Raw genomic sequence first — 25,052 nt, 5'->3', positions numbered from 1 at the left:
GTGTACCTCCGGTCCGGGATCAGACGGTGAGGGCCGGGGCGGGGAGGAGGGCGGCGCCGGAGTCGGTGTACTCGTGGCAGCGCAGGCAGAACCGGAAGTGGTGGCCGCGGGGCGCGAACACCTTGGCCGCGAAGTCCTCGTCCCAGATGCTGAATTCGCTGTCGTCCTTCGCCATGGCGTTGAAGCAGCGGTAGCAGGAACCGTCCATCTCGATCATCAGATGCTGGTCGAGGTAGCGGTCGCAGATGCCGCGCAGCTCGTTCGTCGGCTGGCCGACGTCGACGTGGTGCACGTGGTTGGTGACGTGGATGGCGCCGTACCTGTCGCACAGCCTCGCGAGCTGCGCGAGGCGAGTGGAACTGATGCCTTCCAGAACGCTGTTGATGACCACGGTCTTGCCGGCCTCGCGGAGACGGGGCACGACGGCGTGGACCTCGTCGTAGTTCTCGTGCTCGTCGTCGCAGCCGATGAGGATCTGGTCGTACGAGCGGAGGGTGGCCTCCATGATCCGCTTGTTACGGGCCAGGGTGATGGCGTTCGTGCCCAGGACCATGACCTTGTCCGGCAGGCGGGTGCGGGCCGCGTCGCTGAGGGCGGGGAAGTCGCGGTGCACGGTGGGTTCGCCGCCGTTGATGTGCAGCTGCTGGAAGGGGATGGTCTCCAGTCGGGTCAGGACGGTGGAGAACAACTCCTGGGACATGTTCTCGCCCTGGGCGCCGTCGGCGAAGATGCAGAAGTCGCAGGACCGGTTGCACTTCGTCGTGATCTTGATCTTCGCCGTCTTCAGGGCGCGGGGCAGGGGCGCACGCGCGGGCATGGCGGAACTCCTTGGGTTAGAGACGGACGTCGCAGGGGGCGAGGCTCAGGAAGTCCTGCACGGTCGCCTTCTGCCGGTGCCAGAGCGAGAGGGTCGCGCGCAGGGTGCCGGCGGTGGTCGGTCCGGTGGGGACCAGCGCCGCCATCCGGGCGGCCAGCCGCCGGGCGGGAGCGGCCCCGTCGGCCGCGAGCGTGTTCAGGGTCTGGGCGGCGGCTCGGAGTTCCTTCGCCTCGCGCCAGATCAGGTAGTCGGTCGCCACGCCGGGTGGCGGGTCGAGGTAGTACAGCCAGCGGGCGACGCGGACACGCAGCATCCCTGCGGTCATCACCCAGTCGGTACGGGCCTGCTCCTCGATCGTGCTGGCAGTGCTGGCCGCGTCGGGAACGCGGCGCATCGCAGCCTCCAGGGCGGCATGGGCCGTGCGGAGCAGATGACGCGGACTCCGCGGACGGGCATCGGATCGATCTTCGGCGTGCCCGAGGAACAGCTCGGCGTACCCGTCCAACCCGTCCGGTCGCCACTGGGTGAGAGCGGCCGTCTTGCCGGGGCAGCGGGTCCGTGTCGCGAGCGCGGCGGCGGCGAACCAGCACGGGGCGAGGTAGTGCCAGACCACGCAGTGGCGTCGGTACGTGGTGACGTCCTCCGCCACGTTGTCGGTTCGGTCCGCCGCCAGTTGGTATCGGCCGCCCAGCCGCCCGTGGAGGATGCCCCGGTAGAACCGCTCGTCGATGTCGCACCACGGCGCCATCTGGGCCCGGGACCGCCAGCGCTGGAAGTCCCGGGCGCTCCCACTGATCAGCGACCAGGTCGCGAGCTCGGGTGCGGAGACGAGCCGCCCGTCCGCCTCGGCCACGGTGAAGGCGAAGCCGGGCGGATGCTCCAGGAGACGCCGGTGGGAGGTCTCCCGGTCGACCGCGGCGGTGTGCGCGGCGGCCAGGCGGTGGTTCCACTCCTCCCAGTCCGCCGGGGCACGGGGCAGGAGAGCTCGCACGTCGAGGTCGGAGTGGGGAGCCAGCAGGTCGGCCGGCTGCCACTTGTGGGCGAGCATCACCGCGCCGACGCCGTGGGCGTCCATCTCGCGTTCGTACAGCGCTCCGAGCCCCAGGTAGAGGGACGGCGCTTCGACCGCCGCCATCACCGTTCCCCCGTGGAGGCGCGGGCGCAGGTGGGCTGGGTCGCGTCCGTGGTCAGGAGCGGGAGCACGGGCAGGACGGGGGTGCCTTCGGGGCGTTCCATCCGGTCCCAGCGCAGGTCGTAGTCGACGTAGTGGAAACCCTGCCAGGCGTTGTTGGTGTTGCGGTCGAGCATGGCCTGGAAGAGGTGGGCGAAGGCGTCGCCGAGGGTGTCACCGGCGAGGTGGGGCTTCAGGGGGATGTCGCGGTTGTGGAGGATGCAGGGGCGGGCCACGCCGGTGGGCGTGATCTTGATGCGGTTGGCGTCGGAGCAGGTGGCGCAGCTGGAGTTGGAGATGAAGCCGATCGAGCCTGCCCAGCCGTCCGGGCGGAGGTACTGCCCGGGGCTGCGGACTCCGAGGTCGTCCCTGCGGACCTCGCCGGCGTTCGCGAACCACTCGTGGAGGCGTTCGCGTACCTCCGCCTCGTTGATGAACTCGGTGTCGAAGAGCGCCTGGGCGGGGCCGATGTTCTGGAGTTCGATCAGCCGGACGGCGACGGGCAGGTCGCGGGCGAGCTCGGCCACGGCGAAGGCATCGTTCAGGTAGGTGCGCTGGAGGACACAGTTGATCTTCACGCGCAGGCCGAGGGAGAGGGCGGTGTCGAGGGTGCGCCGGGTGATGCGGGGGTCGCCGCCGCCCATGATCTCGGCGGACCGGTCGGGGTCGAGGCTGTGGAGGCTGAGGTTGAGGTACGTCAGGCCGGCACGGTGAAGCTTCTCGACGCTCAGACCGCGGCGCAGGTTGCCGTGGCTGGTCATGCCGATCGCGGCGTCGGGACCGAGGCCGTCGGCGAGGCCCGAGATCACGTCGAGGATGTCCGCCCGGAGGGTCGGCTCACCCCCGGAGCAGTGCGCCTTCTTGATCTCCCAGACACCGGCCTCGGCGGCGATGGCCGCGTAATCGGAGGCGGTGAGGGGGCGGTCCTTGTGCCCGTAGTCCGGCATGCAGCGGGGCTTGCAGAACACGCAGTCCAGGTTGCAGAGCGAGTTGAGGGTGAAGGCCAGGTAGGGGTGGTTGCGGCCGGTCGCGGCGAAGGCGGCGGTCAGGCCGCGGTGGTGTGTGGTGGGCATCGGTCAGCCTCCTACGAGGGGAGAGCGGGCAGCGGGCACCTCGGCCAGCCCGTTGAGTGGCTGGTCGGTGAGGTAGCGGCGCAGGTTGTCGGCGAAGAACGCGACCGCCTCGTCCATGTACGTGCGGCTGAGCGTGGAGCTCTTCGGCGTGAGGACGACCCGGGGGTGGAGCCGAAGCGGATGACGGGCGGGCAGCGGTTTCGGGTCGGAGACGTCCAGGGCGGCGCCTCGAAGGCGGCCGGTGTTGAGGGCGGCCAGGAGGGCTGCTTGGTCGACCGTCGCAGCGCGGCCGAGGTTGAGGAAGAGGGACCTGTGCTTGAAGGCCGTGAAGAGGGCGTGGTCGAAGAAGCGGTCCGTGGCTCGGGTGGCGGGGAGCAGATCGACCACCACGTCGGCCACGGCGACCGCCTGGTGCACCGCCGACGTGTGCATCCACGTGATCCCACCCTCGGCGGCCATCGGGGGCGTCCGCCGTACGCCGATGACGTCCATCCCGAAGGAGCGGGCCGCGCGAGCGAGGTGTTCGCCGATGCTGCCGCAGCCGACGATGGTCATCGTCGCCCCCGCCAGATCGAAGAACTCCTCGGCCAGGTCGTCCTTCCACCAGGTCCGGCTCCGCTGGGCGAGCTGGCTCATGAACAACCCGCGGGAGAAGCCCAGGACCAGTCCCATGGCGTGCTCGGCCATGGGTCTGCCGTGGAACCCGTACGAGCGGGTCAGAGCCACCCCGGCGGAGTGGGCCTCGGTGACGGGCAGATGGTCGGTGCCGGCGGCCGGAGAGGCGATCCACCTCAGACGGGGCGCGCCGGACAGCCATGACGGCTTGAACGCCCAGCCGAAGTAGACTTGGGCCTCGCCCAGTTGGTGCGGAACTGCCTCCCCGGGCGCCGTGCGGAACTCGACACCGGGGAAGGCGGCGGACAGCGCGCGCTCGTGCTCGGTGGCCAACCGCCAGAAGAAGTGCGGGGACTCCAGACTGATCAACACCACCGGCCGGTTCATCGCGCTCGGCCCTTCGTGCTGGACGTCGGCACCAAGGCCCAAGGGGCGATGCGTTCGATGACGGAACCGATGCTCGCCTCGTAGTCGTGGCGCGAGCGCACCAGGGCCACTCCGGTACTCCGGAGCCGGTCGCGTTCGCGTGGCAGGACGGTGAGGGCACGGTGGAGCGCGGAGGCCAGGGACCTGGCGTCCTGCGGTGCGGCGGTGAAGCCGGTCTCGCCCTCGATGACCGTCTGGGCCAGCCCGCCGGCCGTGGTCGCCACCACCGGACCGGCTCCAGCCGCGAACGCCTCCAGGGGGATGCGGCCGAAGGGCTCCTCCCGGGAGGGAACGATGACCGTGCGCAGGGCCGGGTTGTGCAGCCAGGCGCGGATCGCAGGGGTGAAGCGCGTGATCAAGGTTGCGTCCAGGCCGTACGCGCGGATGCGCGCTGCCAGGTCCTCCTGGTACGGGGTGGGGCGCCCGTATTCGTCCGAGGTCACCGCCGCCAGGACCAGATGCGGGGTGCGGAACCCGCGCTCCTGGAGGATGCCCAGCGCTTCCAGGAGGTCGTCGAAGCCCTTCGTCGGCACGGCGCGACCCATGGCGAGAAGGAATCCGGCGCGGGCCCTGAAAGGCAGGGGCGGCATGTTCGCCGGCCGGGTCGTCTCCTCCTGGATCAGCCCGTTCGGGACGCTCACGATGCTTCCCCGAGGAACGGCGTAACTGGCGACGAGGTGGCCCCACATGTGGGAGGAGATGGCGCCGATCCTTCCGCCCCGGACGGTCGCCGCCCGTAGGGCGTCCCGCTCCCAGCGGACGCGGGACACGTCATCGGGTCTCGTCAGAGCCGTCGTGGAGCGAGGCACGAGCAGCAGGTCCGTGGTCGACGACGTGTGGGGGGCCAGCCCGAGGAAGGGGGTGTCGAGGCCGATGAGGAGGCACCGGCTCGCGCGGTCGGCGATGCGTAGGGCCGCCTCACCCGCCAGGTCGCACAGCTGTACGGAGCCGTGGATCGAGTCCGGCGCTGCTTGGACCTCCGGGAGCGTGATGACATCGGCTTCGACCTGTCGCAGCATCTGCTGGACCTCGTCGGCCCACCGCCGGTCGTGGGCTCCCGCAGTCTCCGCCACGCGCGGGGTGATCACGGAGAGGCGGCCCGGCGGCAGCAGGCGGGTGAGGACTGTGAGGAAGGCGCGGTTGCTGAAGCCGGTGCCCGAAGCCGCGCCGTAGAAGCCTTCGTGGAGGGCGACGACGACACGGGGCCGGCGAGAAGCTTCCGCAACGGCGGCTGTGGGTGGGGGTGGTGGAGCGGCATCGGTGATGCACACCGTGTGGTGCCTCCTTCGAAGAAGGGGATGGCAGGCGTGGGTGTCAGATGTGGGCTTTCGGCGGGGCCGCGCGGATGAGCCGGCACCAGGCGCGGGTGCCGTGGGCGCTGGTCGTCAGCGACCAGGCGTCCGCCAGGGCACCGACGATGACCAGCCCTCGACCCGATTCGGCCTCGTCGCCGGGAACCGGAGAGGAAGGCGCGGGGTGAGAACAACCGCCGTCGGTGACCGTGATCTCGACCTCCAAGCCCCCGGAGGGCTGCCCCCTGCGGTCGACGCACAGGACCAGGGACGGGCTGCCCGAGGCGAAGGCGTTCGTCGCGAGTTCAGACGTGATGAGCCGGGCGTCATCGAGGAGGTCGGTCTCCGTGCCGTGGAGTGCGACCTCCACGGCCCGCCGCGCGATCTCAGCCGCCTTCGGCCCGTACGGCAGATCCGTGATCAGCGTGCTCGCGCCGGCGGCGCCGATGCTGTCCTGTTCGACGACGGCGGTCGGTCGCCCGGTGTCGATCTCCAGCACACTGCCCGGATGGTCTCGGGAGGTGCTCGTGCGGTGTCTCAAGGCCCGTCCCTCTCTCCGTCGGCACCGAAGGGGCGCCTTCCTCCGGAACCCAAGAACACCGGAAGTGGCCGGTCGCGCAGCACCCGATCAACGGGTCAACTCGGTCAACTTCCTTGAGAAGAAGGTGAATCGGTGGCATGAGGGCGTCACCATGTGGAACGCAAGAAGTGATGGTCGAACCACTGGGGCAAGAGGTGGTCGCACATGGCACCGCAGGCAGGGGGACCCAACGCCGTACTGGCGGGGTGCCTCGACGAACTCGGGTGGAGCCCGAAGGCGCTCGCTCGCAAGCTCAACAGGGTCTTCGGAGCGGGGACGGTTGCCGAGTCGGCGCCCTACCACTGGCGTGACGCCGGTTCGCTGCCGCGCTCACCGTTACCGATGATGGCCGCCTACGTGCTCTCCCAAGAACTGGGTAGACCTGTCCCTGTGGCCGAGCTCTGGCAGGGCCGCGTGGGCGACTCCTCGGCGCTCGTCCCTGCCGACACGGATCTCGCACGGCCCTGGACCCTGCAGGGCATGGAGGCGATCGTGGAGGACTGGGTGGTGGGAGGGCTCGTGGACCGACGCCGGTTCCTTGCGATCTCGGGCGCGGGGCTCCTCGCGATCGTCGCCCAGTACCTCGACGGAACCGCAGGGCGCGGGCGGTACACGTCCCGGATCGTGCCGTCCCTTGGCGCCGATCCCCTCGTGGACCAGGTCGAGCAGAACCTGCCCATGCTCTCCGCGCTCGATGACGAGCACGGTGGGGCACGGCACCTCCCTTACGTCGGCGCTCAGTTCCGTGCGGTCGGCCTGTTGATCCGCGAGGGCGGCCATGCTCCGGCCGTGGCCAGCCGCCTCATCCGTGCGCTCGCGGAGATCGGTCAGCTGGCCGGTTGGATGGCCTTCGACTCCGCCGATCACGGACTGGCGCAGCGCTACTTCGCCACGGCGCTGCGGGCGGCACACCAGGTCAACGACCTGCCCCTGTGCGCCCACATCCTCGGGGACCTCTCCTTCCAGGCGGCCAGCCGGGGCCACCCCGCGGACGCCATCGCCCTCGGCGAGGCCGCCCGCCGTGCCAGCGACGCCGCCCCACCGATCGTCCGGGCATCCGTCCTGTCACGGCTCGCCTACGCGTACGCCGCCGCCGGCCGCGACAACGATTTCGCGCACACCAGTGGAGCCGCCCGTGACCTGATCGCCGGCCGGGACGGCGGCCGGCAGGAGCCTCGCTGGATGTACTTCCTCACCGACAACCACCTGGACTGCCAGGCCGGTTACGGACTCATCCAGATGGGACGAGCTCAGCTCAAGGCGGACGGCGGCACAAGGGCGCGGCGTTATCTCGCCCAGGGGACGGAGATGCTGCGGACCGGGGCGTACGCCGTCCCTCGCGGCGACCCCAGCCAGCGCAGGGCCATGTTCGAAGGAGCCTGGCTGGCCCTGGGCCACAGCGCCCACGGTGGTCTGGAGGCCGCCTGCGAGGTCGGTCGGATCGTTGCCGACCGCCTCGACGTCGTGCGTTCACCTCGCAGCGCGGCCCTGCTCCACCAACTCGCCGCGGACCTACGCCGTCGACAGCGCAACTCCCATGTGCACAGCTTCCTGCCGGTCCTGGAGCATGCCCTCGCCGAACACGCCCCCTCGACGCCAGCTGGCCGTTAGGGTCGGGATCATGACCGCAGGGGAGCGCGTTGTCGTCGTCGGGGCCGGGGTGGCGGGGCTCACCACCGCTGTCGTTCTCGCCGAGGCCGGAGCCTCGGTGCAGGTGATCGCCGAGCAGGTGCCGGGCGTCACCTCGTTGGCGGCCGGGGCGATGTGGGGGCCGTACCTGGTCGAGCCGAAGGACAAGGTCGACCGGTGGGGGCAGCGGTCCCTGGAGGTCTTCCGCGAGCTGGCGGTGGCCCCGTCCACGGGCGTCCGGCTCACCAGCGGCATCGAGGCGTCCCGCACGGCGGAGGCGCCACCGGACTGGGCCGCCACCCTGCCCGGATTCCGGCCGTGCCAACCGGCCGAACTGCCGGCCGGATTCTCGGCCGGCCACCGGTTCACGGTGCCGCTGATCGACATGCCCACCTACCTCGCCCACCTCCTGCACCGGCTCGACGCCGCTGGAGGAACGGTCGATCTCCGGCGCCTGGCCTCGCTCGCGGACGCAGGGCCTGCTTCCGTGATCGTCAACTGCACGGGTCTGGGTGCCAGGGAAATGGTCCCGGACCCTGACCTCCGGCCCATCCGCGGCCAGCACGTCGTCGTCACCAACCCCGGGCTGACCGAGTTCTTCTCGGAGGACACCGGCCCCTCGCCGGACCTGCTGTGCTTCTACCCCCACGGCGACACCGTCGTCCTAGGCGGCACCGCCATCGACGGCGAAGGGGACCTCGCCCCCGACGACAAGGCTGCGGCCGACATCCTCGCCCGCTGCGCCGAGATCGAACCTCGTCTCGCCGAGGCCCGAGTCCTGGAACACCGGATCGGCGCCCGGCCGACCCGGGCCACGGTCCGCGTGGAGGCGGAGCGGCGGGAGGACGGCACCGTGGTCGTGCACAACTACGGGCACGGAGGCGCCGGGGTCACGCTGTCCTGGGGCTGTGCCGAGGAGGCACAGCGTTTGGTGGGAGAACGGTGAAATCGCGCCGACAGCAGGATTCGCCGCGAAGGCGTTGCGACACTCGCTGGTGCCGGCGAGTGAGTGCCACCGGCCACCGGTTCCTGTGCGCTCAGTCCTTGTGCAAGGCGGAGTCTGCCGGCGCCTGCGGCAATGACGGTCCCCAACCGGCTTTGGGCTCAGCGTCGTCGTGGGGGATTGTTCGCGGGCCTGGTCCCGATGTGAACTGCCCGTTCTGGAGAGGACACGGCGTGGGCGACGCCGACTCGTTGACCCTGGGAGTTCTGGGGATCAGCAGGTAGGCCGGCCATGCGTCGCAGCCGCCACACGAGCACGTCGCTCATGCGTTCCGCCGAGTCCAGTTCCCTGCGGGCCGCTGCCCGGGTGAGCAGGGTGGTGGGGTTGTGGCCTGCGGTCCGGGCTTCGTCGAGGGTGGCTGCGAGTGCTGGCCAGCCGGGTTCGGCGAGGATCTGGTCGGCCAGTTCGGGCAGGGCTTGGCGTATGGCGGTGGAGTGGTGGCGCTGCCAGGTCGGGGCCAGGCGAGTGCCCCGTTGGTGGAGCAGGGTCATGGGACGTGCGGCGGCAGACTGGTAGGCGGCGCGGAGGTGCACGGCGGCCCGGCGGGCGGCCTCGGCCTGCTGGGCGTGCTGCTTCTTGGCGTGCCAGGTCGCGGCGGCGATGACGAGGAAGATCAGCATGTCGAGCGCCATGGCCGTGGTGGCGCTGTCCTCTCCTCGGCCGAAGGCCGTGCCACTGTGGACCAGGTCGCGAGCAGCCCGGCGAAGGGCATGGCCGTGGCGGCGTGCGGCGCGGACGTGGGAGCGGGAGGCGCGTTCGAACGCCGTGGCCGCGGCCTGGAGTTCGTGGCGGGTGTAGGCGGCGGAGGTGTGGGCGAGGGCATCGAGGACTTCTCCGGTAGCGGTGATCTGCGCGGCGATCACGCTGTCGTCCCCGTGGTCGATGACGAGCAGTGCCTGCCAGGCGGCGGCTGTGGCGTGCCGGCGTGCGGAGGCGGGTCCGGTCACCGATGGCAGAGCCGGCTGCGAGGTGGCGTCCTCCGAGGCCCGGGTCCAGCGTTCGCGGATGCGGGGCAGGGAGAGGTCGGGGGCGAGCTTGGAGCCGGAGTAGAAGACGGGTTCGCCCTTGGCGTTGCGGTCGCCGGGGAGGGCGACGGTGTAGCCGAGGGTGTCGCCTGACGGCGCGATGCGGCGCCGGATGCGTAGGCCGGCCGCAGCGAGGCGGCCGAAGAACTCCTCCTCGCTCGCTGCTCCGGCCACCGAGCGGCGGACCGCCTCGCGCAGTTCCTCGCGCGGGATGCGCTGCTGTCCCCGGCGGTCGGCTTTGTGGCGTTCGGCGCTGGTGGGGCGCTTGGCGGCGGTGCCATCGCCCGGGCTGACCTTGCGCAGGCCGTAGTCGGCCTCGATGGCGCGCGCCTCGGCCTGGGCACGGCGGGCCTCGTTGTTCAGGCGGGGCCGTCGTCCGTCGTCGCGGACCAGCGTGGCGACGACGTGGATGTGGTCGTCGGCGTGCCGGACGGCCGCCCACCGGCATGCGGCATCGTCGCCGTCAGGTGCTATGCCGGTGGCGGTGACCATGCGGCGGGCGATGGCCACCCAGTCCTCGTCGGACAGGATCGGGTCTTCGGGGCCGGCACGTACGGACAGGTGCCACACGTGCTTCTTGGGACGTCGGCCGACTGGCAGGGCGTTCACGGGCTGGTCGAGCAGGCGCTGCAACTGCTCGTAGGTGGCGCTGGGGTCGCGGCCGGGGTCGGGGGTGAGCGGGTCGAAAGCGGCGATCAGGTGCGGGTCGACGTGCTCCTCGTGGGTGCCAGGGCCGTAGAGGTACCGGATCAGCCCGATCGTCTCGCTGCCGCGCTTGTGGATGCGGGGGATCACGCCGGGGCACCGCCATCGCGGTGGGCGAGCAGGGCATCGGCGGCACCCTCCATACGACGGGCAGCGCCCATGACGGCCCGGGCGGCGGCATCGAGGTGGGGTGCGTCGGCTCCGGAGTTGAGGGCCTTGGCGACCTGGTTGAACAGGCCGTGGATGCGGCCCAGATGCCTGCGGGCGGCGAAGACCTCGTCGATGAACTCGCGTTCGGTGGCGATCTCGGCGGCGGTGCGGGTCAGGTCGCGGGCGGCTTTGTCGACGGCGTAGGCGAGGAAGGCGGCATTGGTCATCTGGCACTGGGTGGCTGCGTCGGTGAAGCGCTTGTACTCGGCGTCGTTCATACGGCAGCTGGGCTGGTGCAGGCGCTTGTGGGGCTTCGGCTGACGAGCACGCTGACGCTTGCGCGAGAGGGACTCGGCCGGCCGTTCCCCTTCAGGTCGCGGTCCGCCCCCGGCCGCTGCCTGCCGGTCCGGTGCCCCCTGGCGCAGGGCCGGTCCCGCCACCCCCGGGGCGGGAACTCCGGGAGCATTGCTCCCGGGACAACTTGCTCCGCTGGTGGCTGTGGTGGTCGTCTCCTGCTGGCTGGTGGATGGGGTGTCCTGATTGCGCACAGGGTTTCCTTCGGTTGCTGTCGGGGCCGGGTCGTGGGCACCACTGGGGTTGAGCGCGTTGAGCGCAGGCGTCTCGTACGGAGAGCGGGACGGCTTGAGGGCTGTCGCCGGGCGTTGGCGGGATGCTCTCCGTGGTTTGCCAACGCCCGGCGGCCGTGGAGCTCCGGCTATGCGGCGGCAGCGGTGGCCGTGGGGTCGGCGAGTTCCGCCGTGACGGTGTCGGCTGCCTCTTGGGCGAGGTCCTTGCGGATGGTGTAGCCCTTCTGGCGGACGGCGTTCTCCAAGGCTGTGCGCGGGACCTTGCCGGTCTGGGCGCCGAGGGCGCGGGCGGTCGCCAGGAGTACGTCGTCGGGGACGGTTGCCCTGCGTCCGCCCTTCCTGAGTGCTGCCGTGGTTGCCGAGTGCGTGCCCTTGGCGCTCTGCGCATCTGGAGCGGGTTCGCCGCTCTTGGCGGAGGGGGCGGTGCTGACGTCCTGGGCGGGGCGCTGGCGGATCGGACGGCTCGGCCGGGGCATGGCGGTTGTGGCGGGCCGCGTGGCGGATGGCGTTTCTGCGGTGACGGCCTTGTCGGCGGAGAGATGGCGGTTGATGACGAGGTAGAGATGAACGGCCCCCGCGAGGGCGAGCGGGGCGATGGCGGACAGGGCTCCGACGGTGGCGTTGTCGAGGTAGAGGCGGGTCTCTTCGTTGAGGCGGATGGCATGCAGGGCATTGGCCCAGATGCTGGTGACCGTGGCCTGTCCCACGAGCGCCCACACGTACAGGCGGGACCGCAGCGGTGCGGTGCGCAGGATGAGCAGGGCGACCACGCCGATGGCGATGAAGCCGTCGATGACGAGGGGGAAGAGGTAGGTGAGCGGACCGCGGATGTGGATGGCGACGGCCATGTGTCGCAGGGCGTCGTAGGAGAGCGCGAAGCCGACGGTGGCGAGCAGGACGATGCCGAGGCGGATGGTGCGGCTGCCGCGTATGGCGGTTGGTGTGATGGGGGCGGGGGAGTGCAAGGCGGTTCGCTCCGGGTGGTGCGGCGGGGCTTGTGAGGTGGAAGTGAGGGGCGTTCACGGAGGGGGCGTACACGCGGGCCCCCTTCTAAAGGGGGCCCCGCGCGTGATCGCTTGGAGGCGTGTGCGGCGTGGACGCTCGTGTGATCGCTTGACCTGCGGTTTTACGGTGTGCGTGTGCGCTATGAGCGGTTCACGGCGGTGTGCGGGCGCGGGGCCGCGTGTACGGTCGCGTGATCGCTCCGCAGGGGCTGGTGAGAGGGTCAGCCGACGGCGGTGAGATGGCGGGCGGAGGCGTAGTAGCGGGCCTGCTGACCGCCTCCGGCCCCTCCGGCGATGCCGTCGGCCTTGGTGGCCAGGCCGCTGTCGACGAGGCGGCCGAGGTGGCGTCGCGCCTTCTCGATGTCGGCGCGTTCGGGATCACCACCGCCGATGAGGATGGTCGCCAGGTCTCGTGCGGTCAGCCCGTTGGGGGCGTTGCGCAGCAGGGCGGCGGGGTCCTTGGTGGGGTCGACGGTGGTGGTGCCGCGCACGTGGTCGTGGGTGACGTCCAGCGGGCCGACTTCACCGGTGGGGGTCTTCAGGTGGTGCAGGGTGACGGCGGGGTCGCCTGCCCGGCCGCTGACGAACAGGACGCTGCCCGCGCCGGCGGTGATCCAGGTGGAGCCGTAGACCTGGTCCAGGCTGGGGCGCTGGCCGCGCGGCGCGTCGGCGGTGGCCTTGCGCTGGTGGTGTAGCTCCATGATCTCCACACCGTTGCGCAGGGCGCGCATGCGGGCGTTGTGGAAGGCGACCGCGAGGCTGTCGTCGACCATCGTGCTGACCGCGTCCTTGAGGCTGTCGATCACGATGGTGTCGGCCTGGTGGGCGGCGGCGAGGTCGGCCAGGAGGTCGGGCTCCTTGTCGAGCGTGGTGGGCAGCGGACCTTCCCAGACCACGAGTCGCTCGCGCAGGATCTTCTCGTCCGTGGGGAAGACCCGGCGGGCCATGGCCTTGGCGATCTGCTTGGGCCGGTCCATGGCCAGGTAGAGCACCCGCCTGCTGGGGGCCACGGGCATCTCCAGGACGGTCTCCTGCAAGCCCAGACGGGCGAAGATCACCTGATGTGCCAGGGTGGTCTTGCCGACGCCCGGAGCCCCGACGATCATCAGGCTTTCGCCGGGTGCCCAGACGGTCTTCTCGCGGGTACCCCACAGGGGCTCGGCGTCCGCGCCGCTCTCTTTGACGAACGACCACCCGTCGGTGGCGAAGCGGGACAGCCGACCCTGCCCCGAGGCGAGTGCCCGCTCGCGTTCGGCGCGGACTTCCGCTTCGACCTCGCTGCGTATCGCCTCGGGGTCGGCACCAGGTTCCTGGGCCCGCTGGAGGGTTCGTACGGCGGAGGTCACCAGGCGGCGCAGGTCGGCCTTCTCGCGGACGATCTCCGCGTGGTGCTCCGCGCTGCCGGTGCCGTAGGGCGCGTCGGCGAGCTGGAACACGTAGGCGTGACCGCCGACCCGCTGGAGGTCACCTTGTTGCTGGAGCAGCTCGGTGAGGACGATGGGGTCGGTCGGCTTGTCCTCGCGGTGCTGGGTGAGGAGTGCTCGCCAGATCGTCTCGTGCGCGGGCCGGTAGAACGCGTCGTCACCGAGGACGGGCCGGACCTCGTCGATAACGTCGGCCTTGTGCATGCAGGCGCCGAGGACCGCGCGTTCGGCGTCCAGGTTGAACGGAGGCTCCATCGGGGTGGGACCTTCGTCGAAGCGGGATGGCGCCTGGGATGGCAGGGTCGTACCCTGGTTCACGGAGCTCCTCATCCGGCAGGCCATTACGGGGCGGCAACCCCGGCCTCCGGTTTCGATCGTTCAGGGATGGATGGTTGTGCGGTGGAGCCTCTACTTCGGCCCCGGTGTTCGTAGCGCCGGGGCCGCTTGCGTGTGCGGTTGCGTCCGCCGCTGTACGGCGGACTACGACCATAGCCGAGATTTTCGGCAGCGCAACGCCTTGCATTTCACTCCGCAACGATGTTTAGTTGTGGACGCTGGCCCTAGTGGACCCGATGTTGCGTGAAGGGAGGTGCGAGTGAGCGGTGAGGAAGGTGCGGAGCGCGCCGGTCCCGGTCGTCCGATGCCGGAGGAGCACGTCGCTGCCCGCATCAAACTGGAGCGCGAGGTCCGCGGCTGGAGCACGGTGAAACTCGCCGAGGAGATGGCCGCCGCCGGCCATCCGATCAACCAGTCGGCGATCTGGCGCATCGAGAGCGGCAAACCCCGTCGCAGGGTCAACCTCGACGAGGCGCTCGGCTTCTGCAAGGTCTTCGACCTCACCATGCAGGACCTGACTGGGCCGCCGGACGAACTGGCCACGCCCCGCATCCGCGAGCTTGCCCGTGAGTACGTGCAGATGACACGGGAGTACCGCCAACTGCGAGCGGCGATCGACCGGAACCAGATGCACCTGCACGAGATCGACATGGAACTCAACGCATACGGGGACAAGGGCCCCGAGCAGAGAGGCCAGGTCGACGAACTCCTCCGGCTCGAAGAACGGGCCCTCCAGAGGAGCCTGCACCCATCCCGGGCGCACCTGCGGAACCAGGGACAGCCACCCGCCAGCGAATAGCCAACCGCTGCCCCTTCAAGGCGCTACGAACGCCGAGAACTCCCACGCACGGCGACCTCCGTCGCCGACGGTCATCCACCGACCCATCCATCCCTGAACGACGCCACCGGCCAGGCCGACGGGAGTTGCCGCTCCCCGCGAGCCGCGAAGCCGGCGCGAGGAGCATCCCCATGCCACAACCCGCCCTGCCCATTTCCCAGATAGCCCAGCTCCTGGAGGTTCCCGAAGACGCCCTGCGCACCTTGATGGTCGAGCGGCGATCCGCCGGCGACACGACCCTGGTCGCCCTCACCGTCGCCGAAGCCGCCCGCCGGATTGGCATTGGCCGCACCAAGCTGTACGAGTACGTCTCCTCCGGCGAGATCGCCTCCGTCAAGATCGGCAGCTTGCGCCGCATCCCAGCGGAGGCGGTGAACGACTTCCTGGCCCGCCGACTGTCGGCGTCCGACTTCGGGGCCGCCGCGTGACGCGAGCCTCCGCACCGAAGTCCCGCCAGCCCAACGGCGCCTCGTCCATCTACCTCGGCAAGGACGGTCGCTGGCACGGCCGCGTCACCGTCGGTGTCAAGGACGACGGCGCCCCGGACCGGCGCCACGTCAGCCGCAAGACCCGCCCCGAGGTCACCAAGGCCGTCCGTGAGCTGGAGCGCCAGCGCGACGAGGGCGCCGTCCGCAAGGCCGGCCAGTCCTGGACCGTGAAGAGCTGGCTCACCCACTGGGTCGAGAACATCGCCGCAGTGCACGTCTCCGAGAACACCATCGACGGCTACCGCGTCGCGGTGAACCATCACCTCATCCCCGGCCTGGGTGCCCATCGCCTGGAGAAGCTCGACCCCGAACACCTGGAGCGCTTCTACAAGAAGATGCAGGACAACGGCAGCGCCGCCGGCACCGCCCACCAGGCCCACCGCACGATCCGCACGGCGTTGAACGAGGCCGTGCGCCGCAAGCACCTCACCGCGAACCCGGCTGCCATCGCCAAGGCCCCCAAGGTCGAAGAGGAGGAGGTCGAGCCGTACACGGTCGAGGAGGTCCAGCACCTGCTCGCCGAGGCCGCCAAGCACCGCAACGCCGCCCGCTGGGTCATCGCGCTCGCCCTCGGCCTGCGCCAGGGCGAGGTCCTCGGCATGCAGTGGGACGACGTCGACTTCGAGCTCGGCGTCATCCGCGTACGCCGTGGTCGGCTGCGGCCCCGCTACAAGCACGGCTGCGGCGACCGCTGCGGACGCAAGCCCGGCTTCTGCCCCCAGAAGATCAACACCCGCCGCGAGACGAAGAACGCCAAGTCCCGCGCTGGCCAACGGCCCATCGGCGTCCCCGAAGAACTGCTCCAGCTCCTGCGCCGGCACAAGGAGGACCAGGCCCGTGAGCGAACCGTGGCCCGCGACCTCTGGACGGAGAAGGGGTACGTCTTCACCTCGCCCACCGGCGAGCCCCTGAACCCGAACACTGACTACCACAAATGGAAGGAGCTCCTGAAGGCCGCTGGCGTCCGCGATGCCCGCCTTCACGACGCCCGCCACACCGCGGCGACTGTCCTGCTCATCCTCGGCGTCTCCGACGCGGTCGTCGATGCCATCATGGGCTGGGAGCCTGGCAAGTCCGCCCGGATGCGCCGCCGCTACCAGCACCTGACGAGCCGCGTTCTCAAAGACACCGCGGCCAAGGTCGGCGGCCTCCTCTGGGGCACGGACCAGACCGCGGGAAGCGCTGCGTTGGAGGCCGACCAGAGCCCCGTCCCCGCGGCGCTGATGGTCCACGTCGCTCGCCTTGGCGATCGGCGTGTGCCCTTCCTCCACCGCGAGCACGCCGACGAGGTCGTCGCACGGTGGAGCGAGGACTGGCCAGACCACACTGCTGAGGTCGAGGAATGGGACCGCTGGAACTGGGAGCACCAGGGGTCCGGCGGCGGGAGCGCCATCCGCGACCGTGTACCGGAGCGGGCCGTGATCTTCCATGCCCGAGCACTGTTTCTCCCTGGCGGAGAACGCGTGGCAAGCGGGGGCCTGGAGCAGTGGTCGGTGCCGGCCTGGGAGTTCGAGACCGACCGTTACACCGACCGCGCCTCAGCTTGGCGTACGGCCCGACGCCCCGGCACAGGCCAGGAGGTCGAGGCCGAGGTGCGAGGCACGGGCAAGACGGCCGTGGCGGCGGCCTTCGCCGAGGCATGCGCACAGGCTGTGGACCGTGCACGGCATCCAGGGAAGTACGGCGACACCGACGACTGGTAGTGCCCCGGAATGACACCCGCCATGGCGAATCAGTGGAGTCAGCCACGTGAAGCCAGGGCATCGGGCCCATGTGAGGCGAGGCCCGGCAACCGCCACAGGTTGCCGGGCCTCAGTGCGTACTCAGTCGACGAGATAGTGAGCTTCGACGTAGGCGACGGTGGAGCCATAAGGCTCTCCCACCGGCTTCAACGTGTACCGGCGGAAGACTGCGGCGGTGGCACGACGGACGCCACGGTTGCGGGCCTCAGCGTTGTCCCATGACTGGGCGAGGGTGCGCTTGACGACCTGGTCGATCTCCTCGGCCAGGTTCTGCTCCGTGACGGTGAGACCGGGCGGCGCGTGCTCTCGGATGATCCGAGACAGGACACCCACGTGGTCGTCATCCAGTACGACGGCTTCGTCGGGGTGTTTCTCGGCGTTCACGATGGCACGGGCGACCCGGAGTGCTTCGGCCAGGAACTCCAGGGCGTCTTGGGCGTTCTGGATGATGCGGTCCCGCAGTTGCCTGATCCGCTCTGCCAGGGCCGTGTACCTCGCGGACCCCGGTTCGATGCCCTTCTCAAGGGCGGCCTTGATCTGGTCCAGGATCTCCGCCGCAGACGGCGGCCTCTTGTCCTCGTTGCCGTCCTTGTCGGGCTTGGGACGGACGAGGGCCAGCAGCTCCTTGAGGATCGTGACGCCCTGGGCATCCAGGACGAGAGCTTCTTCCTGGGAGGCGGCCACCGAGAAGGAGTGGACATGGGCGTTGATTATCTCCAGGACCATCGGCCCCAGCTCGCCCAGTCGCTCCTTCCTTTCCTCGTCGGAAGACTTCTTGAACAGGGTCGTGTACGCAGACCCGAAGAGCCCGAACCCGTCCTGGTACTTGGCGACCCGCTTGTCCGTGTTGATGAGCGGGTACAGGCGGGCCAGAAGCCGGTAGTCCTTGCTGAAGACCTCGGCGGCGTCAGGGTCGGCGTCCAGGAAGCCGTTGATGGCACGTACGGACTCGTACCCGTGGGCTGTGAGGTCGAGGCCGTCCACGTCTGCGAGAAGGTCTTCGACGCGAGCGAAGGTAGTCCGGAACTCGGCGACCAGGTCGGTCAAGTCGGTGACGAACCCACCGCCCTTGCCGGCGGACCCTTCCGAGGTGGGATCGACGACGGCACGCTGGACCTCTTCGGCCAGGCTGATGTAGTCCACGACCACGCCGGTGGTCTTTACGAATCCGGCCGGGGACACCCAGGTGCGGTTCGGCCGAGTGATCGTCTGGAACAGGTTGTGAGCCTTCATGGGCTTGTCCAGGTAGAGGACGCCCTCGTTGGGCGCGTCGAACCCGGTCATCAGCTTGGCCGTCACGACCAGGAAGCACAGTGGGTCATCGGGAGTGAGGAACCGCCGCTTCTGGTCCTCCTCGTCGACCTCGGAGAGCCGGTAGGGCCGCATGGCCGCTTCCTCGTTCTTGGCGTCCGAGACGTGGATGTTCACCTCTGCGGTGATCCGCTCGTGCCTGCCGACTTCTGCGAGCACCTGCGCTGCTTCGTAACCGGCCAACAGTTCGTTGATCTTGTCCGTGTACGCCACGGCCAGCTCGCGGTTGTAGGCGACGACCTGTGCCTTGAGGCCGTTGCGATAGGTGCCGGCCAGGTAGTGGTCCACGATGTCCTGGCACACCGTGTGGATGCGTTCGGGGTTGGTAAAAACCGAGGTGAGGCGCCCGAACTTGCGGGACAAGGATTCACGGTCAGGGTCGTCGAGGTCGAATTCGTCGGCGAACTGGTCGAACTCGGCCTGTAGCGCCCCGTCGTCCATCTCGAAGGTGACCGGGTGCGGGTCCAGCATGACGGGAACGGTTGCCTCGTCCTGTAGAGACCGGGACACCGAGTATCGATGCAGCACCCTGTTCGGGTCGGTCTCCTCACCGAAGAGGGCGAAGGTGTTGGTCGAGAGGTTCCTGACGGGTGTGCCGGTCATCCCGAAGAACTTCGCGTGCGGCAACGCTGCACGCATCTGCCCCGCCAGGGACTCTTCCTCGGACGACTGCGTGCGGTGTGCCTCATCGACCAGCACGATGATGTTGCGGCGGGTCGACAGGTTCTTGCCGGCGTCCGCGAACTTGTGGACAGTGGTGGAGATGACGCCGCGCACATCGTCTGCCAGCAGGGAACGCAATTCCTTGCTGGTGGAGGGCTGGTGGAAGTAGGCGTCGCCCATCGCGGAGGTGAACACCCCGGAGGTCTGCCGCACGAGCTGGGTTCGGTCGGAGAGCAAGATGATCGTGGGCGACTCGGTGCGGGTGTCAGCCAGCAGGAGCGAAGCGGCGAACACCATCAGCAGCGTCTTCCCGCTGCCTTGGTGATGCCAGATCAATCCCTTCTTTCCGTCGGCCAGGACCCGCCTGTGGATCAGATGGGCGGCCTCCATCTGCGGGTAGCGGGGCAGGTACTTCTTGTCTGCCCCGCCTCCCGAGGTGTCGAAGAGGACGAAGTTTTCGAGCATGTCCAGGACCGTGGCCGGGTTGAGCAGCAGCTCGACGGAGCGCTGCACATCGGCCCGCCCGGACAGGTTCTCGTCGTCGGCGGTGGATCGGAACGGCTGCCACAGGTTCAGGGGCGCACCAGCGGCACCGAACCGTAGCTTCAGCCCGTCGGAGGCGACAGCGAAGACATTGGGGGTGAAGAACCACGGATATTCGGTGGCGTACACGTCGTTGATCTCGCGTGCGGCGTCGGCCCACCCTGCCTTAGCAGTCGGTGACTTCACCTCTACGACAACGAGGGGCAGGCCATTGACCCAGTACACAAGATCGAACCGGCGGGGAGTCTTCCCGGGGATGGTGATGGTCACCTCGTCCGACACGACCAGGGTGTTGGTGGTCGGGCGCTCGAAATCGATGACCTTCAAGGCGTGCCACACACCGTCGCCGCCTCGGAACTCCTTGTGTCCGCGAAGCAGCTCCAGTACCTGCTCGTTGGCTCGCACCAGCCCGCCGTCGACGGCGTTGACCGTGGCGATGATCTCCTCGACCACGGCGTCCACGTCGAACCCGTCGATCACCCCAGGGTTGAGCTGGACGATGGCGTCCCGCAGCTGGGTGGCGAGCACTGTTTGTGTCGTTTCGCGAGGTAGCAACCTGCCCGCTGTGAAGCCCCATCCCATGGGGAGAGACCACTGGATCATCGACTTCTGGAACTCGCTCTCCCGAATGCCTTTTGCCATGGCTCAGACCCCCAGTTAGGCAGACTTGATGTCGATGGAACGGTCCAGCAACCCAGCCAGCAGCCCGGACTGGACTTTGCGGAGGCGGGCACTCTCTGTGCGCGTTGCTGCGACGGCCTCGCTTATCGAGTCGAGTTCTGTCGCGATTCGCTCCTGTTCGGCAACACTCGGGAGACGCACCAGCATCTGAACCGCTCGCCTGGACCCGATGTGCTTGATGTTGGTTCCGCCGGCGACGTCACGGAATTGCCCGGACTCGTACGCCCATAGGCACCAGTGCTTGACGAACGCTGGAATGCTGACGCCTTCGATGGCGCGATAGCGAAGCAGGGTGTTCTGGAAGCAGACCGGAGCTGTGAGCTCGTCCCGCCACATGGCTGGCATTCCCACTGCGGTCTCGCTCGCGCTCCCCTCGGATACGAGGACATCCCCGTACCGGAGCCCGAAGGTCTCCCGCTCGCTAGGGTTGAAATCCATCTCAAGTACGTCGGAGAGGTCAAGGGTTCCATAGCCGACGTTGGCAGACCGTAGGTAGAAAGTCATGTGCGGGCCGGTGGCGCGTTGTGGTGAGCGTTGGCGGCCCATCGTGATGCTAAACACTTTGTCCGCGCGGACTTCATCAGCTGAACTGTCAGTCATCGAGTCGGCGCGAAGGCGGCGAAGAACGTCCAGAATCGCATCCGCCTCCATGTCCAGTGCGTTGACCTGGTCGTCCACCGCATCAAGCACGTCGACGATCCGGGCCTGTACCTTGCGCGGTGGGATCGGGATTTGAATCTGCAAGAGTTGCTCTGGGTTCAGACGCTTACGGCGTTGAACCGTCCCGCTCACTCGGTTCTTCATTTCTGCCCAAAGTCGCGGTGAGCGGCAGACGTGCCTCATCCAGTCGGGCATCAACTCGGGGCCAAGCGTGAATGTCGGAAACTCGTTACTGACAACGAATCCGTCGAACTCGGCAGGTACTACGGTGATTGGGCCTTCCCATGCGGTCAGTTTCCGCATCACGACCTGGTCGGCGCGTAGCACATTCATTGCCGCGTACTCTGTATTTGTTTCGCTGAGTTCGCCTTTGGCGATAACTCCCTTTCCTGAGTTCAGAACCCCGGCTAGGCGGTAGATAGTTGCCGGCTTCATTGGTGTGCGCTGGATGTCGAGGCGCATTACCTCCCCGAGCGGACGAAGCGGATAACCTTCACTCATCGAAGCTCTCGATCCCTGGGGTGGAACGGGTTCCCTGCACCGCGCAGGAGCCTCCAGGTCGACGAAGGTGATCTGCTGCCAGTCACTCATCGAAGCCCTCGATCCCTGCGGCAGAGAGGGCCGTGAGCATGCGCTGCTCGGTCTTTTGCCGCTCGCCCCGGGCGATGTTGTAGGCGTCGATGAGGGTGCCGAGGTCCTCCTGCGCGGTGGCGGCCTGCTTGATATAGCGGCCGATGTTGAGGTCGTACCCGTTCGCCGCGATCTCTGATGTGGAGACAAACCGCGCCGAGAGGCCAGCCACTCCGGCATTGTCGGAGCCCGCGTGGTAGGCCGCTACGATGTCCGCGATGTCTGCGTCAGTGAGGAGATGGCGGTTCTTGGATTTGGTAAACCGTGTGGAGGCGTCGATGAACAACACGCCGTCTTGTCGCTCCGGGATCTTGCTGCCGCGGGCGCGGAATACGAGGATGCAGGTCGGGATCGTCGTGTTGTAAAAGAGGTTCGACGGTAGCCCGATCACGGCTTCCAGGAGGTCACTGTCCAGGGCGCGCCGACGGATGGCTGCCTCCTGGCCAACTCGAAAGAGGACACCGTGCGGCAGGACAACGCCGACACGGCCTTTCTTCTGGTCCATGCTGGCGATCATGTGCTGCACGAATGCCCAGTCCGCCGACGACTGTGGGGCAACCCCTCCGATGGCGCGCGGGTCGTTGGTCCAGGGCTTCCACTTCAGGCTGTAGGGCGGATTGGCGACGATCACGTCGAATTGCTTCACGGACCCATCCGGCTTCTTGAAGCGCGGGTCTCTCAGGGTGTCGCCGACCTCGACCTTGAACTCGGTCAGGTTGTGCATGAACAGGTTCATGCGGGCCACACCTGCGGTGTCCGTCACCGCTTCCTGCCCGTTCAGGCTGAGGGAGTATCCCCGTCCGCCACGGGCCTTCAGAAGGCTCGCGGCGGCAATGAGCATGCCACCAGACCCGCAGGTCGGGTCGTACACCGACTCGTGGTTCTTGGGGGCCAGCAGCTCCATGATCAGCTCGACGACCTCACGTGGGGTGAAGAACTGGCCGGCGCGGGTGCCTGACCCGTCGGAGAAGCGCTTGAGTAGGTACTCGTACGCCCCGCCGAGCACGTCGTGGGACATGTTGCCCTCGTGCATCTTGGGGACGCGGTTCATCGCCCGCATAACCGACGCCAGTACCTCCCCCGGTAGCACCGCTTCGGAGGTCCACGTCATGGACCCGAAGATGCGGGAGAACTTGTCAGGGTTGGCCGACTCGATGGCCTGGAGGGAAGCGCGGACCCGCTGGCCGAGGCCGTGCTGGGCGACGGTAGTGAGGATGGATGACCAAGAAGCGCGGGTCTCGGCGACGGTGCCAGGGAAGATGAGGGGGATTTTGAACGTCTGGTAGTTGCTGTACTCGACCTCGTCGGCTTCCTCGGCTGAGAGGTCGTCGTTCTCCTCAAGGAAGGTCTGGTGGGTGTGCTCCCAGGTATCCGACAGGTACTTCCAGAACATCAGGGGGAAGACGACCGAGGAGTACTGTGCTTCGGGCATTGCCACGCGCAGCTCGTCGGCCGCGTCCCACAACCGGTTCTCGATCTCCTGCTGGGTCACTGCCATCAGTCGGGGGTGTCCTTGCTCGTGTCTGGGTGGCGGGCTAGAAGCCGTGCAGTCTCCGCTGGGCATCCTATTTTGGCGCTCCGACAATGAGGCTGTGGTCGACCTCTCTGCTGGCCGGTTCAAGGGGCTGACCCGGGCCGGTGCGGCCCGCACGTCGCCGCGGAGCCTCATGCCCCGCAACGGGGATCTTTGTATCGACACAGTCGACGATCACGAACCCGGTGCCCGATCGCCGGCAGGGAGTAGCCAGGGTCTGCCTGTGTGGGCGTCCACGGCTGCCCGCCCCGCGTAACTGGGACCAAAACTGAGACCACGTACGTCGAAGGCCCCGCTGCGGACAGCGGGGCCTTCGACGTTAGTGCCCGGTGAGGCACTGGCGGAGGATACGAGATTCGAACTCGTGAGGGGTTGCCCCCAACACGCTTTCCAAGCGTGCGCCCTAGGCCTCTAGGCGAATCCTCCGCGGATGACATTACATGACGCCGAGCGGTGCGAGCGAACTCGTTCGCGGGCCCCCGGATCGGGTACTCTGTGCGGAGCCCCTCACGTGGCGCTATCTGACTGAACTCCCCCAGGGCCGGAAGGCAGCAAGGGTAGGTCGGCTCTGGCGGGTGCGTGGGGGGCGTTCGCGTGTGCGGGGGAGCGGTGTCGTCCGCTTCGGGCCCGGGTTGTCGGTGGGCGCCTATAACCTCGTAGGCGTGTCGTCTCTCGCGCTGTACCGCCGCTATCGCCCGGAGTCGTTCGCCGAGGTCATTGGGCAGGAGCATGTCACTGCGCCCCTGCAGCAGGCCCTGCGGAACAACCGGGTCAACCACGCGTACCTGTTCAGCGGGCCGCGCGGGTGCGGCAAGACCACCAGCGCGCGCATCCTCGCCCGCTGCCTGAACTGCGAGCAGGGCCCCACGCCCACCCCCTGCGGCACCTGCCAGTCCTGCCGGGACCTCGCGCGCAACGGGCCGGGCTCCATCGACGTCATCGAGATCGACGCCGCCTCCCACGGAGGCGTGGACGACGCCCGTGACCTGCGGGAGAAGGCGTTCTTCGGGCCGGCCGGCAGCCGCTACAAGATCTACATCATCGACGAGGCCCACATGGTCACGTCGGCCGGCTTCAACGCCCTGCTCAAGGTCGTCGAGGAGCCGCCGGAGCACCTCAAGTTCATCTTCGCGACCACCGAGCCCGAGAAGGTCATCGGCACGATCCGCTCGCGCACCCACCACTACCCCTTCCGCCTGGTCCCGCCGGGCACCCTGCGGGACTACCTCGGCGAGGTGTGCGGCCGGGAGGACATCCCCGTCGAGGAGGGGGTGCTGCCCCTCGTCGTCCGGGCCGGGGCCGGCTCCGTCCGGGACTCCATGTCCGTCATGGACCAGCTCCTCGCCGGCGCCGACGAGCACGGTGTGACGTACGCCATGGCCACCTCGCTGCTCGGGTACACCGAGGGCTCGCTGCTCGACTCCGTCGTGGACGCCTTCGCCGCCGGGGACGGGGCCGCGGCCTTCGAGGTCGTCGACCGGGTCATCGAGGGCGGCAACGACCCCCGCCGCTTCGTCGCCGACCTGCTGGAGCGCCTGCGCGACCTGGTCATCCTGGCCGCCGTCCCGGACGCCGCGGAGAAGGGGCTGATCGACGCCCCCGTGGACGTCGTCGAGCGGATGACCGCCCAGGCCGGCGTCTTCGGGGGCGCCGAGCTGAGCCGGGCCGCCGACCTGGTGAACGAGGGGCTCACCGAGATGCGCGGGGCCACTTCACCGCGCCTCCAACTGGAACTGATCTGCGCCCGCGTGCTGCTCCCCGCGGCCTACGACGACGAGCGTTCCGTCATGGCCCGTCTGGAGCGTCTGGAGCGCTCGGGGGTCGCCGCCCCCGGCGCCGCGGCCGTGGCCGCCGCCCCGCTGCCGCCCGTGCAGTACGCCCCGCCCCCGCCCGGCCCCGCCGTGGCCTACGCGCCCCCGGTCCCGGCCGCACCGGCAACCCAGGCCCCGCCCGTCGCACCCCCCGCCCCGCCCGTCGCACCCCCCGCCCCGCCCGCCGAACAGGTCCCGCCGGCCGCCGCGCCCGCCGGCCCGCCGCCGGACCAGGGTGCTGCCGCCCCCGCGGCCCGGCGCCCGGGCGGATGGCCCACGGCCGCCGCCGCGGGCGGCGGCCGTCCCGCTGCGAC

At 69.1% G+C, this 25,052-nt stretch carries 19 protein-coding genes, 1 tRNA gene and 1 other RNA gene; 7 read left to right on the top strand and 14 right to left on the bottom strand.

From position 1 onward, the window contains the following. Nucleotides 1-19 precede the first annotated feature (19 nt). Genes ABT092_RS27255 through ABT092_RS27230 form a run of 6 tightly spaced genes read right to left on the bottom strand, consistent with a single transcriptional unit; the run spans nucleotide 20 to nucleotide 5,935 of the window. Complete coding sequence (locus ABT092_RS27255) at nucleotides 20-817, bottom strand: radical SAM protein (protein ID WP_351248436.1); 798 nt, start codon at nucleotides 815-817, stop codon at nucleotides 20-22. A 16-nt stretch (nucleotides 818-833) separates the two neighbouring features. After that, nucleotides 834-1,952 (bottom strand): hypothetical protein, encoded by a 1,119-nt coding sequence (locus tag ABT092_RS27250; RefSeq protein ID WP_351248434.1) that lies wholly within the window; start codon nucleotides 1,950-1,952, stop codon nucleotides 834-836. Continuing rightward, complete coding sequence (locus ABT092_RS27245; RefSeq protein ID WP_351248432.1) at nucleotides 1,952-3,061, bottom strand: radical SAM protein; 1,110 nt, start codon at nucleotides 3,059-3,061, stop codon at nucleotides 1,952-1,954. Before ABT092_RS27245 ends, ABT092_RS27250 begins: the two co-directional genes overlap by 1 nt. A gap of 3 nt (nucleotides 3,062-3,064) precedes the next feature. Then, nucleotides 3,065-4,063 (bottom strand): D-2-hydroxyacid dehydrogenase, encoded by a 999-nt coding sequence (locus tag ABT092_RS27240; RefSeq protein WP_351248430.1) that lies wholly within the window; start codon nucleotides 4,061-4,063, stop codon nucleotides 3,065-3,067. Further along, nucleotides 4,060-5,373, bottom strand: a complete 1,314-nt coding sequence (locus ABT092_RS27235) for a glycosyltransferase family 4 protein (RefSeq protein ID WP_351248428.1) — start codon at nucleotides 5,371-5,373, stop codon at nucleotides 4,060-4,062. Before ABT092_RS27235 ends, ABT092_RS27240 begins: the two co-directional genes overlap by 4 nt. A 43-nt stretch (nucleotides 5,374-5,416) precedes the next feature. Beyond that, the gene (locus ABT092_RS27230) at nucleotides 5,417-5,935 is read right to left on the bottom strand and encodes an ATP-binding protein (RefSeq protein WP_351248426.1); all 519 of its coding nucleotides are present in this window, start codon (nucleotides 5,933-5,935) and stop codon (nucleotides 5,417-5,419) included. A 204-nt stretch (nucleotides 5,936-6,139) separates the two neighbouring features. Here ABT092_RS27230 and ABT092_RS27225 point away from each other — a divergent pair, with 204 nt between their 5' ends. Next, entirely contained in the window at nucleotides 6,140-7,585 is a 1,446-nt protein-coding gene (locus tag ABT092_RS27225) for an NsdA family TPR-like regulatory protein (protein WP_351248424.1), read from the top strand. A 10-nt stretch (nucleotides 7,586-7,595) separates the two neighbouring features. Then, nucleotides 7,596-8,549 carry an FAD-dependent oxidoreductase gene (locus ABT092_RS27220; protein ID WP_351248422.1) on the top strand — a complete coding sequence of 318 codons (954 nt, stop codon included), beginning with the start codon at nucleotides 7,596-7,598 and terminating at the stop codon, nucleotides 8,547-8,549. Between the two features lie 158 nt (nucleotides 8,550-8,707). On the opposite strand, the gene ABT092_RS27215 is transcribed toward ABT092_RS27220, so the two are convergent. From ABT092_RS27215 to ABT092_RS27200, 4 genes are all read right to left on the bottom strand, one after another. Continuing rightward, a complete protein-coding gene (locus ABT092_RS27215; RefSeq protein WP_351248420.1) occupies nucleotides 8,708-10,426 on the bottom strand; it encodes a relaxase family protein in 1,719 nt (572 codons plus the stop codon). Continuing rightward, nucleotides 10,423-10,764, bottom strand: a complete 342-nt coding sequence (locus tag ABT092_RS27210; RefSeq protein ID WP_351248418.1) for a plasmid mobilization relaxosome protein MobC — start codon at nucleotides 10,762-10,764, stop codon at nucleotides 10,423-10,425. The genes ABT092_RS27215 and ABT092_RS27210 overlap by 4 nt, the downstream gene beginning before the upstream one ends. Nucleotides 10,765-11,201: 437 nt before the next feature. Further along, nucleotides 11,202-12,038 (bottom strand): DUF2637 domain-containing protein, encoded by an 837-nt coding sequence (locus tag ABT092_RS27205; RefSeq protein ID WP_351248416.1) that lies wholly within the window; start codon nucleotides 12,036-12,038, stop codon nucleotides 11,202-11,204. A gap of 260 nt (nucleotides 12,039-12,298) precedes the next feature. Further along, nucleotides 12,299-13,819: a DnaB-like helicase N-terminal domain-containing protein gene (locus ABT092_RS27200; protein WP_351248414.1), complete on the bottom strand. Its 1,521-nt coding sequence runs from the start codon at nucleotides 13,817-13,819 to the stop codon at nucleotides 12,299-12,301. Between the two features lie 322 nt (nucleotides 13,820-14,141). Between ABT092_RS27200 and ABT092_RS27195 the strand changes: the two genes are divergently transcribed. The 3 genes from ABT092_RS27195 (at nucleotide 14,142) to ABT092_RS27185 (ending at nucleotide 16,866) form a co-directional block, all read left to right on the top strand. After that, the gene (locus ABT092_RS27195) at nucleotides 14,142-14,636 is read left to right on the top strand and encodes a helix-turn-helix domain-containing protein (RefSeq protein WP_351248457.1); all 495 of its coding nucleotides are present in this window, start codon (nucleotides 14,142-14,144) and stop codon (nucleotides 14,634-14,636) included. Between the two features lie 170 nt (nucleotides 14,637-14,806). Beyond that, nucleotides 14,807-15,103 carry a helix-turn-helix domain-containing protein gene (locus ABT092_RS27190; protein WP_351248412.1) on the top strand — a complete coding sequence of 99 codons (297 nt, stop codon included), beginning with the start codon at nucleotides 14,807-14,809 and terminating at the stop codon, nucleotides 15,101-15,103. Continuing rightward, nucleotides 15,100-16,866, top strand: coding sequence for a tyrosine-type recombinase/integrase (locus ABT092_RS27185; protein WP_351248410.1), 1,767 nt, complete (start codon nucleotides 15,100-15,102; stop codon nucleotides 16,864-16,866). Before ABT092_RS27190 ends, ABT092_RS27185 begins: the two co-directional genes overlap by 4 nt. Nucleotides 16,867-16,986: 120 nt before the next feature. On the opposite strand, the gene ABT092_RS27180 is transcribed toward ABT092_RS27185, so the two are convergent. The 4 genes from ABT092_RS27180 to ABT092_RS27165 all read right to left on the bottom strand — a co-directional run bounded on the left by ABT092_RS27180 (nucleotide 16,987) and on the right by ABT092_RS27165 (nucleotide 23,353). Continuing rightward, nucleotides 16,987-20,064 (bottom strand): type I restriction endonuclease subunit R, encoded by a 3,078-nt coding sequence (locus ABT092_RS27180; RefSeq protein WP_351248408.1) that lies wholly within the window; start codon nucleotides 20,062-20,064, stop codon nucleotides 16,987-16,989. Nucleotides 20,065-20,079: 15 nt separating this feature from the next. Then, nucleotides 20,080-21,354 (bottom strand): restriction endonuclease subunit S, encoded by a 1,275-nt coding sequence (locus tag ABT092_RS27175; RefSeq protein ID WP_351248406.1) that lies wholly within the window; start codon nucleotides 21,352-21,354, stop codon nucleotides 20,080-20,082. Then, the gene (locus ABT092_RS27170) at nucleotides 21,347-22,891 is read right to left on the bottom strand and encodes a type I restriction-modification system subunit M (RefSeq protein ID WP_351248404.1); all 1,545 of its coding nucleotides are present in this window, start codon (nucleotides 22,889-22,891) and stop codon (nucleotides 21,347-21,349) included. Before ABT092_RS27170 ends, ABT092_RS27175 begins: the two co-directional genes overlap by 8 nt. 374 nt (nucleotides 22,892-23,265) lie before the next feature. Further along, nucleotides 23,266-23,353: transfer RNA gene (locus ABT092_RS27165), tRNA-Ser, on the bottom strand. A 73-nt stretch (nucleotides 23,354-23,426) separates the two neighbouring features. On the opposite strand from ABT092_RS27165, the gene ffs reads away from it, so the two are divergent. Together ffs and ABT092_RS27155 are read left to right on the top strand one after the other, a co-directional pair. Then, nucleotides 23,427-23,521, top strand: an RNA gene (gene ffs, locus ABT092_RS27160) — signal recognition particle sRNA small type. 68 nt (nucleotides 23,522-23,589) lie between these two features. Next, on the top strand, nucleotides 23,590-25,052 hold a 1,463-nt coding region (locus ABT092_RS27155), incomplete at its 3' end, for a DNA polymerase III subunit gamma and tau (RefSeq protein WP_351248402.1).

Origin of the sequence: Streptomyces sp. NPDC002490, assembly GCF_040296045.1 — a bacterium.
Lineage (GTDB): Bacteria > Actinomycetota > Actinomycetes > Streptomycetales > Streptomycetaceae > Streptomyces.
The sequence above is the reverse complement of the archived record's forward strand: the minus strand, read 5'-3'. Positions and strand labels throughout refer to the sequence as shown.

Excerpts from the sequence above, each read along its gene's own strand:
- ABT092_RS27250 (WP_351248434.1), bottom strand. The coding sequence starts at position 1,952 with ATGGCGGCGGTCGAAGCGCCGTCCCTCTACCTGGGGCTCGGAGCGCTG.
- ABT092_RS27190 (WP_351248412.1), top strand. The coding sequence starts at position 14,807 with ATGCCACAACCCGCCCTGCCCATTTCCCAGATAGCCCAGCTCCTGGAG.
- ABT092_RS27245 (WP_351248432.1), bottom strand. The coding sequence starts at position 3,061 with ATGCCCACCACACACCACCGCGGCCTGACCGCCGCCTTCGCCGCGACC.
- ABT092_RS27210 (WP_351248418.1), bottom strand. The coding sequence starts at position 10,764 with ATGAACGACGCCGAGTACAAGCGCTTCACCGACGCAGCCACCCAGTGC.
- ABT092_RS27195 (WP_351248457.1), top strand. The coding sequence starts at position 14,142 with ATGCCGGAGGAGCACGTCGCTGCCCGCATCAAACTGGAGCGCGAGGTC.
- ABT092_RS27255 (WP_351248436.1), bottom strand. The coding sequence starts at position 817 with ATGCCCGCGCGTGCGCCCCTGCCCCGCGCCCTGAAGACGGCGAAGATC.
- ABT092_RS27180 (WP_351248408.1), bottom strand. The coding sequence starts at position 20,064 with ATGGCAAAAGGCATTCGGGAGAGCGAGTTCCAGAAGTCGATGATCCAG.
- ABT092_RS27170 (WP_351248404.1), bottom strand. The coding sequence starts at position 22,891 with ATGGCAGTGACCCAGCAGGAGATCGAGAACCGGTTGTGGGACGCGGCC.
- ABT092_RS27240 (WP_351248430.1), bottom strand. The coding sequence starts at position 4,063 with ATGAACCGGCCGGTGGTGTTGATCAGTCTGGAGTCCCCGCACTTCTTC.
- ABT092_RS27175 (WP_351248406.1), bottom strand. The coding sequence starts at position 21,354 with ATGAGTGACTGGCAGCAGATCACCTTCGTCGACCTGGAGGCTCCTGCG.
- ABT092_RS27225 (WP_351248424.1), top strand. The coding sequence starts at position 6,140 with ATGGCACCGCAGGCAGGGGGACCCAACGCCGTACTGGCGGGGTGCCTC.
- ABT092_RS27220 (WP_351248422.1), top strand. The coding sequence starts at position 7,596 with ATGACCGCAGGGGAGCGCGTTGTCGTCGTCGGGGCCGGGGTGGCGGGG.